Origin of the sequence: Halomonas sp., from assembly GCF_052095695.1 — a bacterium.
Classification (GTDB): domain Bacteria; phylum Pseudomonadota; class Gammaproteobacteria; order Pseudomonadales; family Halomonadaceae; genus Vreelandella.
In genome coordinates this window covers 1-12,653 of sequence record NZ_JBQDLQ010000095.1, presented here as the reverse complement: position 1 = coordinate 12,653, position 12,653 = coordinate 1, and the positions used below count along the sequence as shown (strand labels likewise).

11 protein-coding genes are annotated in these 12,653 nt (G+C 56.2%); 6 read left to right on the top strand and 5 right to left on the bottom strand.

Annotated features, from left to right (window positions below):
* Positions 1-73 precede the first annotated feature (73 nt).
* From ACTH5D_RS15095 to ACTH5D_RS15085, 3 genes are read right to left on the bottom strand one after another with little or no spacing between them, the layout of a single operon-like run.
* On the bottom strand, positions 74-292 hold the full coding sequence (locus ACTH5D_RS15095; RefSeq protein WP_441672670.1) for a DUF1653 domain-containing protein: 219 nt from the start codon (positions 290-292) through the stop codon (positions 74-76).
* Complete coding sequence (gene tcdA / locus ACTH5D_RS15090) at positions 289-1,128, bottom strand: tRNA cyclic N6-threonylcarbamoyladenosine(37) synthase TcdA (protein ID WP_441672668.1); 840 nt, start codon at positions 1,126-1,128, stop codon at positions 289-291. The genes ACTH5D_RS15095 and tcdA overlap by 4 nt, the downstream gene beginning before the upstream one ends.
* Before the next feature lie 11 nt (positions 1,129-1,139).
* Positions 1,140-1,913, bottom strand: a complete 774-nt coding sequence (locus ACTH5D_RS15085; protein ID WP_096282123.1) for a pseudouridine synthase — start codon at positions 1,911-1,913, stop codon at positions 1,140-1,142.
* Between the two features lie 405 nt (positions 1,914-2,318).
* On the opposite strand from ACTH5D_RS15085, the gene sodC reads away from it, so the two are divergent.
* The 6 genes from sodC to ACTH5D_RS15055 all read left to right on the top strand — a co-directional run bounded on the left by sodC (position 2,319) and on the right by ACTH5D_RS15055 (position 9,879).
* Positions 2,319-2,855, top strand: coding sequence for a superoxide dismutase [Cu-Zn] SodC (sodC, locus tag ACTH5D_RS15080; protein ID WP_441672665.1), 537 nt, complete (start codon positions 2,319-2,321; stop codon positions 2,853-2,855).
* Positions 2,856-3,067: 212 nt separating this feature from the next.
* Complete coding sequence (locus ACTH5D_RS15075) at positions 3,068-4,537, top strand: carbon starvation CstA family protein (RefSeq protein ID WP_441672663.1); 1,470 nt, start codon at positions 3,068-3,070, stop codon at positions 4,535-4,537.
* A gap of 197 nt (positions 4,538-4,734) precedes the next feature.
* Positions 4,735-5,583 (top strand): ATP-binding cassette domain-containing protein, encoded by an 849-nt coding sequence (locus ACTH5D_RS15070; RefSeq protein WP_441672661.1) that lies wholly within the window; start codon positions 4,735-4,737, stop codon positions 5,581-5,583.
* Positions 5,584-6,459: an ABC transporter ATP-binding protein gene (locus tag ACTH5D_RS15065; RefSeq protein WP_441672659.1), complete on the top strand. Its 876-nt coding sequence runs from the start codon at positions 5,584-5,586 to the stop codon at positions 6,457-6,459.
* A gap of 128 nt (positions 6,460-6,587) precedes the next feature.
* Positions 6,588-8,102, top strand: coding sequence for an ABC transporter substrate-binding protein (locus ACTH5D_RS15060; protein WP_441672657.1), 1,515 nt, complete (start codon positions 6,588-6,590; stop codon positions 8,100-8,102).
* A 13-nt stretch (positions 8,103-8,115) separates the two neighbouring features.
* Positions 8,116-9,879 carry an ABC transporter permease subunit gene (locus ACTH5D_RS15055; RefSeq protein WP_441672655.1) on the top strand — a complete coding sequence of 588 codons (1,764 nt, stop codon included), beginning with the start codon at positions 8,116-8,118 and terminating at the stop codon, positions 9,877-9,879.
* Between the two features lie 94 nt (positions 9,880-9,973).
* On the opposite strand, the gene ACTH5D_RS15050 is transcribed toward ACTH5D_RS15055, so the two are convergent.
* Positions 9,974-12,145, bottom strand: coding sequence for an esterase-like activity of phytase family protein (locus tag ACTH5D_RS15050; protein ID WP_441672653.1), 2,172 nt, complete (start codon positions 12,143-12,145; stop codon positions 9,974-9,976).
* A gap of 273 nt (positions 12,146-12,418) precedes the next feature.
* On the bottom strand, positions 12,419-12,653 hold a 235-nt coding region (locus ACTH5D_RS15045; RefSeq protein WP_441672651.1), incomplete at its 5' end, for a ferritin-like domain-containing protein.

The following is a 12,653-nucleotide window of genomic DNA, read 5'->3' as shown; positions in this document are numbered from 1 at the left end:
TGTCCTACACTCACGTAAGCAATATCTTACAAATTTTTAAGAGATTGCTTACAAATCGACTCTCAACCGATTTTCAAAACGCTTTCTCCAACGCAAAGCGTGGCTGCGTGCGGCCTTCTTTAGTGACAGTTTCAGTGAACATCTCAAGCGGACGCACCCACAGGCCGTAGTCGCCGTAAAGGGCGCGGTAAACCACCTGCCACTCTTCGCTTTCGCTATGCTGGGCGGTGCCGATGACTTCGTAAAGGCTGCCTTTGTAATGGCGATAGATGCCGGGAACGGGAGCGGTCATGGTGATTCCTTGTGAGCGGCATGGGCTTTTTTAGCGAGGCGTTCGAGCACTTTTGAAGCGGCGACAAAGCCAAAGGTGCCGGTCAAAAAGGTGGCGGCGCCAAAGCCTGACGCGCAATCTAAGCGCGTCGCTTCGCCACTGCCGGGCTTTTGCTGGCATACCTCACCGTCACCGCTGGGATACACCAGTTGCTCGTCGGAGTAGACACACTCTACCGAGAAGCGCCGCTTGGGGTTGCGGGAGAAACCGTAGTCACGGCGCAGTCGTGAACGCACTTTAGATAGCAGTGGGTCGTGCTCGGTGCGGGTTAAATCAGCGACCTGAATGCGCGTTGGATCGGTCTGCCCGCCGGCGGCGCCGGTCACGGTAATCGGAATCTTGCGCCGCTTGCACCAAGCGATGAGCGCGGCCTTGGCGATCACGCTGTCGATGGCGTCTACCACATGGTCGGCGTCATCTGGGATACGCTCGGCGAGATTGGTGGGCGTTACAAAAGCGCTGTCGGCAACGATCTCGATATCAGGCGCAATCAGGCGGCACCGGCTTGCCAGCACCTCCACTTTAGGCTGGCCAATGGTGCCATTCAGCGCGTGCAGCTGGCGGTTAACGTTGGAAACACACACATCGTCCAGGTCGATCAATGTAAGCTTACCAATCCCGGAGCGCGCCAGCGCCTCAACGGCCCAGCTGCCCACTCCGCCGACACCCACCACTACCACATGAGCATGACGAAACACGTCAACAGCGCGCTGGCCGTAAAGGCGACGAATCCCGCCAAATCGAGCGTCGTAATCGGCAGAGGCTGGCAGGTTGGTAGCTGAAATCGGGGAGGACATAGCGGGATCACTCATAGCGCTTGGAGGGCGGAAAGCGGTGTGTGAGGTGGCGTACGTACACTATCCAGCGGTAAGTGTCCGGCCCAGCCAAGATGATTAAACAGCGCGACCATGGTGTCGTCCACGGCGCAGCTTAACTGTACGCGTTTATCCAACATCGGATGATCGAAGGCTAAATAAGTGGCGGCCAGCAGTAAACGTGGCGCACCCAACTGCTCGGCAAAAAAACGATTGTGGACACTTTTGCCATGTTTGGCATCGCCAATAATGGGATAGCCTCGTCGAGAAAGATGGCGGCGAATCTGATGGCGACGTCCGGTCAGCGGCCTCGCCTCCACCAGCGAGTAACGCGCCACCGAATAGCGGTCGACCTGAACAGGCAGTTCGACGCTATCCAGGCGGCGAATATCAGTCATCGCAGGCATTGCGGGCATTTCCGCTTTAGGCCGCGTGCCGTCCTCTTCCCGCAGCGGATAGTCTAAACGCTCGCTTTCAGGCGCATTGCCACGTACCACGGCGAGGTAGCGTTTCTCGACTTGGCGCTCGCTAAAGGCCTCGCTGAGCAGCCCCGCCACTGCGGATGAAAGCGCAAATACGATCACGCCTGAGGTAGGCCGATCCAACCGGTGAACGGGATACACCCGCTTGCCAAGCTGGTCGCGCAACCGCTGGAGCAGGAACTCTGTTTCGCCACGCGCTAGCGCCGAGCGATGCACTAAAAGCCCCGATGGCTTATGCACCGCAACGAGATACTCATCCTGATAGAGGATAGTGAGTGGCGTCATAACGCTCCCCGGTAAAAGCTAGCGACAAAAACGGTCTAGAACGGTTATCTGAAACTGTTTACAAAAACTATTTATAAAAACAGCTTATAAAAGTTGTTCATAAAAATAGGGCGCCATTGTCGCGGCTTGGCAGCGAGATGTCATCCGCTCGATACGATAAACCTTTTAGCCACTTATCGTTGTGTTATATGATTACATAAATGATCAATAAGGAGTTCCTGATAAAACGCTCTTCTCTGGCATGGCTGGCTAGCTGAGCACAAGCTGAGCCATCGCCTGGCAGACATCAGGTAACGGCCCTGAGTAGCGCTTTACATCGTTCGTTGGCATAGTGGTGGTGTGGCAGCTACCTTAAGTGGGCAACGCTGCTACAGCGTTTCCATGGATTAGGAAGGAGAAATCACTATGCGCTATATAGCTTCGCTTACCGGCATTGCCGCCTCATTACTGCTAGCTAGTGCAGCAGCGCAGGCTAACGAAACGCTTGACGTTGAGATGCATAAAGTCAGCGTTGACGGTGTTGAAGAGTCGATTGGTACCGTTTCACTGGAAAGCACCGAGCACGGTTTATTGCTAACCCCCTCACTCACGGACATGGAGCCCGGCGTTTATGGTTTCCACGTTCACCAGAACGCCAGCTGCGATCCTGCCGAGAATGACGACGGCGAAATGAGCGCGGCGCAAGCCGCTGGCGGCCACTATGACCCGGAAGAAACGGAGACCCACCTAGGCCCCTACGGCGAAGGCCATTTGGGTGACCTACCGGTGCTAACGGTCAATGAGGACGGCGAAGCCAATCTTCCCGTGCTGGCGCCACGCCTAAGCATGGAAGATATGCCGGGCCGTAGCATAATGATCCACGCAGGCGGCGATACCTATAAAGATGAGCCCCACCTGGGCGGTGGCGGCGCTCGCATGGCCTGCGGTGTCGTTGAGTCTTAAGACACGCGTGCACTTCGGCATCAAAAACGGGCAGCCATTGGCTGCCCGTTTTATTGGCGGTTTATCGAAAATCACCAACTAAAGTCTAGCTGTGATCTACGGGCCTTATCTGTACATTCATCCCGGTTTCAACGCACCTGCTGGTGTGCCAGCGTGCTAGCAAGCGTCTTGCCGACTCCGGCCAATCCCTCTAACTGCTCTAGGTACCTTAGATGATCACCTTTATTGTATCGATCCTGCTACTAATTGCGGGCTACTTTACCTACGGGAAGTTCGTTGAGCGCGTGTTCGTTACCAACCGCAAACGACGCACACCAGCCTTCACCATGCGTGATGACATCGACTACGTACCGATGAATACCACGCGTAACTCACTCATTCAGTTATTAAACATTGCCGGCGTAGGGCCAATTTTTGGGCCGATTCTTGGCGCGCTTTACGGCCCGGTTGCCTTTGTATGGATTGTGGTCGGCTGCATCTTTGCTGGCGCCGTGCACGATTATCTGACCGGCATGATCTCAATTCGTAACCACGGTGCTCATTTACCGCAGCTAGCGGGCAAATTTCTCGGCAAAGCGATGAAGCACGTCGTTAATGCTTTTGCCATTTTGCTACTGCTGCTCGTCGGCACTGTCTTTGTCACCTCTCCCGCTGCGCTGCTGGCGAATATGACCTCACTGTCGATGACGCTGATTATCGTTGCCATATTTATTTACTACTTAATCGCGACACTGCTGCCGATCGATAAAGTCATCGGCCGTATTTATCCTTACTTTGGGGCGCTACTGCTTTTCAGTGCGGCCGGTATCGGCATTGGCCTGATTGTCACCGGCGCGCCCATTCCCGAGCTATCTTTCGAGAACATGCATCCTGAAGCAGCTCCTATCTTCCCGCTGCTGTTTTTAACGATCTCCTGTGGCGCACTTTCCGGCTTTCATGCTACTCAAACACCGATCATTTCGCGCACCACGCAAAACGAAACGAATGGACGCAAAATCTTCTACGGCATGATGATCACTGAAGGCGTGATCGCGATGATTTGGGCCGCCGCCGCTATGAGCCTGTTCTACGGCGACCAAACGCTGTCCGACGTACTTGCCGCCGGTGGCCCTGCCGCTGTCGTTAGCGAAGTTTCCACCACCATGCTCGGCGCTGTAGGCGGTACGCTGGCCATACTCGGCGTTATTGTGCTGCCGATCACCTCGGGTGACACCGCTTTCCGCAGCGCGCGGATGATTATTGCCGACTACGTTAAAGTCGATCAAAAACCGATAGTTAAGCGCATTATGGTAGCCCTACCACTGTTTGTTGTGTCTTATGCATTAACGCATATGGACTTCACGCTGCTGTGGCGCTACTTCTCTTGGGCCAACCAAACCACAGCCGTTATCGCGCTTTGGGTAGGCACCATGTATTTGGTACTGTCGCGTAAGCCCCATTTGATTACGTCGATTCCAGCTACCTTTATGACCATGGCGACCTTCACCTACTTGGCCTATGCACCGATTGGTTTTGGCCTGCCGCTGAATACTAGCTACTTCGTGGCAGCGCTAGGAACACTGCTCTGCATTGCGCTATTTATGAAGCGCGTTCGTCGCCTAAGCCGCACGACCTTCACTGTTGACGAGCCTGCAGAGAATTTTGTTACGGGTGACGAAGGTTTTGCCACTGTCACAAAATAATTGATCCTAACCAGACTATTAACACCACCTAGTAACAATGAAGCGCTGATCTGATCAGCGCTTTTTTATATCTGTTGATTACCCCGCCAGCACCCTCAATGACCTCTTTGCATTGCAACTAATATTGCTGCAACCCACCAAAACGTTATATCATAACGATTAATGGCAATTGAGTAGTTAAGCAAGAGATAGTGTCAATGTGCAGCGGCCCCGTATTATCAGTGCGTGATCTTCGTATTCAAATTAACGGTCAACAGGTCGTCGATGGGCTCTCCTTCGATGTCATGCCCGGCGAACGTGTCTGCCTGTTAGGTGCATCAGGGTCGGGTAAATCATTTACAGCAAAAGCAGTGCTGGGGCTTTTACCGGCTAATGCACAAGTATCAGGCAGCATTCGCATTCAAGGCCAAGAAGCCATTGCAATACCCGCCGCACGACGACGTGCTGAAATGCGTGTTTCAATGGTGTTTCAGGACTCACTTTCAGCGCTTAACCCTCTGGTTTCAATTGGATTCCAGTTGCGCGAGCCTTTTTCACGCCATCATGGCCTGCCGCTTAAAACCGCGACCCAAGCGGCCGTGGAGCTATTAGCAGCTATGGGCTTGCCAGACCCACAGCGGTTAATAAAACGCACCCCAGCGGAGCTTTCCGGCGGCCAGCGCCAGCGGGTATCTATTGCCATGGCGATGGCATGCAAAACATCGTTAATGGTCGCCGATGAGCCTACCACCGCACTGGACGTGGTCACCCAAGCGCAGGTACTGCGCGTCTTACGCGACCATACCGGCAACTCAGGCACCGCCATGCTGTTTATTACCCACGATCTCCATGCGGCCTCACAGCTTTGCCAACGAGCGGTAATTATTGAGCGTGGTGCAATGATCGAAAGTGGCGACTTAGAGACTCTAATTACTGCCCCGCAGCGCCCCTTCACTCAGGCATTAGTCGCCGCCGCGCATAGCGTGCAACCCTCGGAGTTGCCCGGCGCAGACACTTTGGCATCCGTAGATTTTTTAACCTCGAACGATCTTTTAAAGAGCGCTTAAATGCCAAGCCCGCTATCACTTAATGAAAGAGCTCATTTTAACGGCAGCGAAGCGTTTATCTCGGCTCGCGGACTAACGAAAAACATTTCACTGCCCCGCGACGTTTTTTGGCGAAGAGGTGAGTGTAAGCAGGTCATGAATAATATCGACCTCACGCTTTATCCTGGCGAGCGGGTGGGGCTAGTCGGTTTATCCGGCTCGGGAAAAACGACGCTGCTGCGTGCGCTATTGGCGATCGAAGCGCCTGATACCGGCTCAATAACCTGCCAGCATAGAGCGGTGCGCCCCGGCTCTGCGGCTCAGCTCAGGTGGTATCGTCAGGCAGTGCAGTATATTCCCCAAGACCCTGTCTCATCGCTTGATCCGCGAATGAGTGTGCTTGCCTTGGTAGCCGAGCCGCTCATCCGGCTGCGTGTCGACTGCAACCCCGCAGTGCGCGCCCGGGAAGCACTGGAACAAGTGGGGCTGAATGCGACGTTTTGGAACCGCCAGCCTCATGAGCTATCCGGCGGCCAGGCACAGCGGGTCGCCATTGCCCGCGCAATCGCCATCCGCCCGCGCTTTTTGCTGGCCGATGAACCGCTTAGTGGCCTTGATCTACCGGTTCGCGCACAGGTTATCAGCGTGCTGAAAAAGCTATGCGATGAAAGTGGCACGGGACTGCTAATGGTGTCCCACGACTTATCGGTGGTCACAAAACTGTGCCAGCGCACGCTGGTGATGGATGACGGCGATATTGTTGAAGATCGCCCAACGGCAGCACTGTGGAGCACCCCCCGCCATCCGGTCACGCTGTCACTAATCAAAGCCGTGTCGCAGCTCCCTACCTGCGCGCTTCCAAACTGTAATGCAGCAGAGGTAGAGGCGTTGCTGTAAATCTTCCACGACATTTTGATTAACCCATTGGGCTCCATGCAGTGTTTAAGCATTGGCACCACGTAAGCTAGTGTCATCGCTTATCCCCCTGCTCTCTCTTTTTCTACCTACTATTAGGATTCGTTACGATGCTACGCCGCTCGCTTCGCCTGTCTTGGTCCGCTGCCCTTGCCGCCCCCCTTCTTCTTGCCGGTTGTTTTGATGAGCAGCGCGACACCACCTCCACTGAATCAGGTGAGCGCATTAGCGTGGCGATGTTACAGCCACCGCGTTCAGGATTAACGCCGCTTTCCGACGATGCTTTTAAGCTATCCCGTTGGAGCATGGCGGAGACGCTGATTCGCCTGGACGCCAACAGCGACCCCAAATCTTTGCTAGCCACCGAATGGGAACAGCTAAACGCCAACACTTGGCGCTTTGTGATTCGCGACGGCGTAACGTTTCATGATGGCAGCGAGCTAACCGCGCAAGACGTCGTCAATTCTCTCACCGCCGCTACTCAGGCCGCACCGAAACCGCGTATTTTAGACGGAGTGAGCATGACCGTTGAGGCCGATGGTGATAAGGCGGTGATTGTACGCACAGAAAGAGAAGATCCGCTGATTCCCAACCGTCTTTCCAGCCCGCAGTTGGCGATTCTCGCTGCAAGCGCCTACAGCGAAGATGGCCGCGTTAACCCTATCGAAGCAGGCACCGGCCCCTTTGTACTGAAAGAGATCAACGGCACCACCAGCGCTCGACTAGACCGCTTTGACGACTACTGGGGCAAGCCAGCCGCTGCAGCAGGTATTGATGCCGACTACGTGCCGGATGGCACGGCCCGTGCGGCAGCGTTGAGAACGGGTGCGGCTGATGTGGTGGAAGCCATTCCAGTCTCCCAGGTGGCACTGCTTGACCCCGAGCTGGTGCACGAAGTACCCATGCCGCGTACCAATACGCTTTACCTGAATACCGAATCAGGCCCCATGACCGACCCTGGTCTGCGCGCCGCCGTGCGTGAAGCAGTTAATCGCTCCACTATCGTGAATACCGTTTACGAAGGCCGCGCGGATATCGCTGAAGGGCTACTTGGCCCGGCACTAGCGTGGGCAAGCGATTACCGCACCCCGATTGAGGATCGCACCGCGCCCAGCGACCCTAACGGCACCGAGATCACCTTGGCGACTTTTACCGACCGCGCAGAGCTTCCCGAAGTCGCCGTGCTGCTTGAGCAACAGCTCACCCGTGCTGGCTTCACCGTTAACCAGGAAGTGCGTGAGTATGCGCATATTGAAGCAGATGCGTTAGCGGGCCAGTTTGACGCCTTTATCCTCTCGCGGGCCACCGTCCTCGACTCCGGCGACCCGGTTGCCTATATGTTTAGCGACTTCGCCTGCGCAGGCTCATTCAATATAGCCCAGCTATGCGACCCTGCCGTGGATGAGGCGCTAGCCACAGCCGCCGTACTGCCCACGGGTGACGCGCGCCGTCAGGCAATTATCGAAGCTGAAGCGGCCATTTTACGCACCGACGCGGCCATCCCAATGCTCCATGAGCGGGTCATTCAGGGCGAATCAGCACGTGTTTCCAACGCGGAGCGTGACCCGCGCGAGCGAGTGCTGATCACTGAACAAACGTCCATCGAAGCCGATAGTGAGTCTTAAAGGTATCGTGCGCATGACAACCGCAACGCCGCTGCGCCTATGGCGCAGCTTGCGCATAGAGCCTTTTATTCCACTGCTCTCGCGCCTGATAACATTAGCCAGCGTGGTCGTGCTGGTAGGATTGCTGCCATGGTTATCCGGCCGGGATCCAGCACTGAGTATTTTGCGAGCGCGCTCCGCCGAACAGGAAGCCACGCCCGAGGTACTCGCCGCCATTAGGGCCCAACTGGGACTGGACGTCGGCCCCTTCGAAAAGCTGCAGAGCTGGCTGATGGGGATTTTGCATGGCGATGCGGGGAACTCCTGGGTTTCTGGCGCGCCAGTGCTGCCGGGCATGCTGAAAAGCGCCCAAGTTTCTCTCATGCTTATGTCGTTCGGCATGCTGGTGGCAGTGGTTACCGCGACGCTGATTTGTGTGCCCGTGGTTCGCCGCGGCTTAAATGGCCAAGTCAGCCGCTCATCCGGGGCAATTGGCGCAACGCTCACGGCGCTTCCCGAGTTTCTGCTGGCCTCAATCCTGCTGGTGATATTTGCCGCATGGCTAAACTGGCTGCCACCCTATGGATGGCGCGGTTTCAGTTACGCCATACTGCCTGCCTTAGCCCTGGGTATTCCGGCAGGTGGTCTGTTGGGGCGTTTGTTTAGCGACGGATTGTCGGCCACCTTTACAGAACGCTGGGTAGCTACCTGGAATGTGGCTGGCTTTTCGCGCATCCGGATTACTCTGGCAGCCTTGCGCCGCACCCTGCCAAGTTTAATGCCCCAGGTAGGTATGGTGATGGTAGGCCTTACGGGGGGTGCTATTGCCGTAGAGCAGGTGTTCTCGATTCCCGGCCTGGGCCGAGCGACCCTTGGCGCGGCATCCGCTCAGGATATGCCCGCCCTGCAAACCGGTATTCTGATCCTGCTGGTTATCGCTATTGTATTGGGCAGCTTGGCCAATATCGGCCGCGCACTGCTGTTAGGCCGGGCGTTTCGACTCGGGGCGCTGCCGGTAGCACAACACGAGCAAAGCGTTCAGCGCTGGGCATGGGTGGTGCCCGTCATCGCGCTTGTGCTGCTGGTACTGCTGGTTGCGGCAGGGATTGGCCGCGACCCGTTTAGCTCGGCCTTTATGCGTTTACAACCGCCAAGCTTGGTGCTGCCGCTGGGTGCCGACGGTACAGGACGTGATATTTTGGCGCGAGTGGCTCACGGGGCACTGTCTACCATGGGTATGGCCACAGTAGTGGTATTCTTTTCACTGGTGCTTAGTCTGCTGATTGGCCTAGCTCCCAAGCTGGCAACCGGCCCCATTGAGATCACCAAGGCAACGCCCCCCACCATTGCAGGACTTATCGTCGCGGGCCTGATGGGGCCAAGCGCCAGTGGCGCTATTATTGCGGTGACTGCCGTGGCCTGGGCACCACTTGCTGCGCACACGGCGGCGCTGGTAGCAGAAGTCAAAGCCCAACCCCATGTGCGGATTACACCTATTTTAGGCGTCGGCCATGTTCGCTTGATGAGCCGTTATGTGTTGCCAGCAGTACTTGGCCCGGTGTTTCGTCACGCCATGCTGCGCTTACCGGGGATTGCGCTAGCCTTGGCCGCGCTTGGTTTTCTGGGCCTGGGGCCGCGCCCGCCTTCACCAGAGTGGGGGCTGATACTTGCCGAAGGGATGCCCTACATCGAGCGCGCCCCCTGGGCGGTGCTGATTCCTGCGCTAGCGCTGATTTTGCTGTCTGTATTGGCGGTGTCGCTTTCCAGTATTGTCGGCTCGCGCCGACCAACTCGTTAGGCGCACAAAACTCCCGCTCAGCGCCGTTTCCCCACCTACCATGCAAAACGGGCAGCCACTGTGAGCTGCCCGTTGTACCTGAACCGCTACGCCGCTACTCCAGCGGTATCCACCAGAAGTAGGTCTCGCCACTGCTGTCGTCAACACCGTCATTGTCGCTGACCAACCAGGCATGCCCCTCAGCATTGATCGCCATTCCTTCAATCTTGTCCACGATAAAGCCGTTGTAACTGGCGAGATCGGGAAGCAGGTCGCGCACGAGCTGTTTCTCTAGCACTGGCAACTCACCACCCAGTGGGGCGGGTTCCAAGCCATCTAGAGCGACGCGGGTCACTTGCTTAACCTGGGCATCTGCGCCGATACGGTTATCGCGCTCAATTAGATAGAGGCCGCCGTTATAAGCAGTAATCTCGGAGAGCCCCACCCAGCCATCATCAACGTGCTCCAAGGGATAGTACACAGCGCCCCACTCGCCGCTGTCGAGATCGTAGTGCAGCAGCTTAGCCATGCCTTCAGGGTCATCCTGCCAGGGGCGCTGTACTGCCAGCCAGAGCTGATTATCAATCCGGGTGACGCCTTCTAACCCCCACTTCAGAGCCTGATGGGCGAGCATATCAGGCAGCGCAATGCCCTGGGTAATCTCGCCGTCTTCCCCAACATGATAGAGGGTATTGGCGAGCCCTTGATCATTACCTTCGGAAGCGACCCAAAAGCCACCTTTTCCATCGGTGGTGATCCCTTCCATATCGAGTCCCAAAGCAGGCTCACCATCGCGGGTTACGTCCAGGGCAGCGGTAATCCGCGCGGGTGACGTTGAAGGGTCGATGGTGAAGATGCGTGGCTGGGCGCTGTAGAAGCTGTCGTTGACTGCATAGAGCACGCCATCAGCGGCGACCATGCCAGAGAGTGCTCCCCAGCCTATCAGCTCGTCGCTGCCCGCTGAGGTCAGCGTGGGGTAGACTGCTGGCGCATCCTGATACTGGTAGATCATGACATGAGAGCGAGGGCCGCCCTCTTTGCCCAGATCAGTCTCATTGGCGGTCGCGAGAAGGCCGCGGTTGGGAATCGCCACCGCGCCTTCCGGGGAAAGACCTGAGGGGAGTAGTTGGCTGAGCTGCGGTTCGGCAGGGTTGCTAACATTATAGACGCCTACCAGCGAACTACGCTCGGAGAGGAGGAACACATAGGGAGTTCCGTCAAAAACAGCAAACTCCATCCCCTCCGGCTCGCTGCCTTTGGCATCAGAACGCTTATCAGGGTAGTGGCCCACCTCGATCACTGCATGCTCGAAATCCGCCCCGGATTCGTACACTAAGCGACCGCTTTTATGGAAGATACTCCAGCCTCGTGAGCCTCCATCCATATCTCCCTCGTTGGCAATGGCAAAGTGGTCTGAGTCAATCCACTGCAGCGCATCCGGCTCGCGCAGTCGCTGAGCCTGCTGCTCATTAAAGATCAGCGCACCATCATCACTGGCATCAATCCCTTCCAGGTCCACCGCTCCAGCACTGAAATGCGACACCACTTTGCCACTGTGGTCGATCACCGCCAGGTGGTTATTCTCTTGCAGGGTGACCGCAACCTCACCCAAGGCATTGATATCGACAAACTCCGGTTCGGGATCCTCGGGAGCGATCTCCGCAAGCCCGGTAACGTCAGCGTTTAGCAGGCTGTCACAGTTAACCTCTCCTGCCTCGTTAATCTCCAACAGGGCAACAGAGCCGCCGGGCATCTGCGGCACTCGACCGTCGCCAGCGTCCTCATCGCGCTCGTTCTCAATGGCGACAGCGATGAAACGCCCCTCGGGCGCTGCTGCAGCAGCCACACTGTCGGGCTGTCCGTTCAAGGAGCATGAGGCGAGTATTTCACCGCTATCGATATCGATCGTTAGTAACTGCCCGGAAGGCTCGCGGTAAGAGACCGAGGTATTCACCCCGGCATAGGCGATATTGCCAAGCACCGTTACCGCCGTGGGCTCGCCGCCGACATCGATATTGCCCAGCGGCTGCGGATTAGCGGGGTCGCTAATATCGATTCGCCCGATCACACCCAGCGGGCTGTCCGAGTAAACCAGCGTCATACCATCGCCTGAGGCAGCGATAATTTCCGCCGAGGTTTCACGGCTACGATCTTCGCCCTCCGCCATGTTACTGGCGATAGCGAAGCTAGCAATGCGGTTGAAATGCTTATCCGCCGCGCTGACCGAATGTGAAGCAGCCAGGGTAATAGCGAGCGCCAACAGTGAGGGGGTACGTGTGACTATCATAATGAAAGTTGATTCCTTGCCTGAGCCGAAGAAACATCTGGTTAAGTCATTAAACGTGCAGCATCAACTGGACTATCAAACAGCATGACCGTGTCAGGCTTATGACATTCAAACGCAGGTTTTCACAGGAAGTGGTGGTAGAGCGGGGAAGCCGAAAGCGCTTTGAGGATTGGGATGTCTTAGAATGAACAAAGCCAGTCAGTGAGTACTGACTGGCTTCTTTCTATCTAGTGTGGGTGGCTAGCTTTTATCAAGCGAGCAACAGCAAGTAACTTACTCTTCGCCAGCCATCTGCATTTGGCGCTGCAGATAGTTCTGGATACCCACCTGTTCGATCAATTTCAGCTCAGTTTCGATGTGGTCGATGTGCCCTTCTTCATCGGCGAGCAGGTCGCGCAGCATATCGCGAGTAACGTAATCTTTAACGCTCTCGCAATAGGTGATCGCTTCAATGTAGTCGTTGCGGCCATCGTGCTCGATTTTTAGATCGCTTTCGAGCATCTCTTTG

Excerpts from the sequence above, each read along its gene's own strand:
- ACTH5D_RS15095 (WP_441672670.1), bottom strand. The coding sequence starts at position 292 with ATGACCGCTCCCGTTCCCGGCATCTATCGCCATTACAAAGGCAGCCTT.
- tcdA (WP_441672668.1), bottom strand. The coding sequence starts at position 1,128 with ATGTCCTCCCCGATTTCAGCTACCAACCTGCCAGCCTCTGCCGATTAC.
- ACTH5D_RS15085 (WP_096282123.1), bottom strand. The coding sequence starts at position 1,913 with ATGACGCCACTCACTATCCTCTATCAGGATGAGTATCTCGTTGCGGTG.
- sodC (WP_441672665.1), top strand. The coding sequence starts at position 2,319 with ATGCGCTATATAGCTTCGCTTACCGGCATTGCCGCCTCATTACTGCTA.
- ACTH5D_RS15075 (WP_441672663.1), top strand. The coding sequence starts at position 3,068 with ATGATCACCTTTATTGTATCGATCCTGCTACTAATTGCGGGCTACTTT.
- ACTH5D_RS15070 (WP_441672661.1), top strand. The coding sequence starts at position 4,735 with ATGTGCAGCGGCCCCGTATTATCAGTGCGTGATCTTCGTATTCAAATT.
- ACTH5D_RS15065 (WP_441672659.1), top strand. The coding sequence starts at position 5,584 with ATGCCAAGCCCGCTATCACTTAATGAAAGAGCTCATTTTAACGGCAGC.
- ACTH5D_RS15060 (WP_441672657.1), top strand. The coding sequence starts at position 6,588 with ATGCTACGCCGCTCGCTTCGCCTGTCTTGGTCCGCTGCCCTTGCCGCC.
- ACTH5D_RS15055 (WP_441672655.1), top strand. The coding sequence starts at position 8,116 with ATGACAACCGCAACGCCGCTGCGCCTATGGCGCAGCTTGCGCATAGAG.
- ACTH5D_RS15050 (WP_441672653.1), bottom strand. The coding sequence starts at position 12,145 with ATGATAGTCACACGTACCCCCTCACTGTTGGCGCTCGCTATTACCCTG.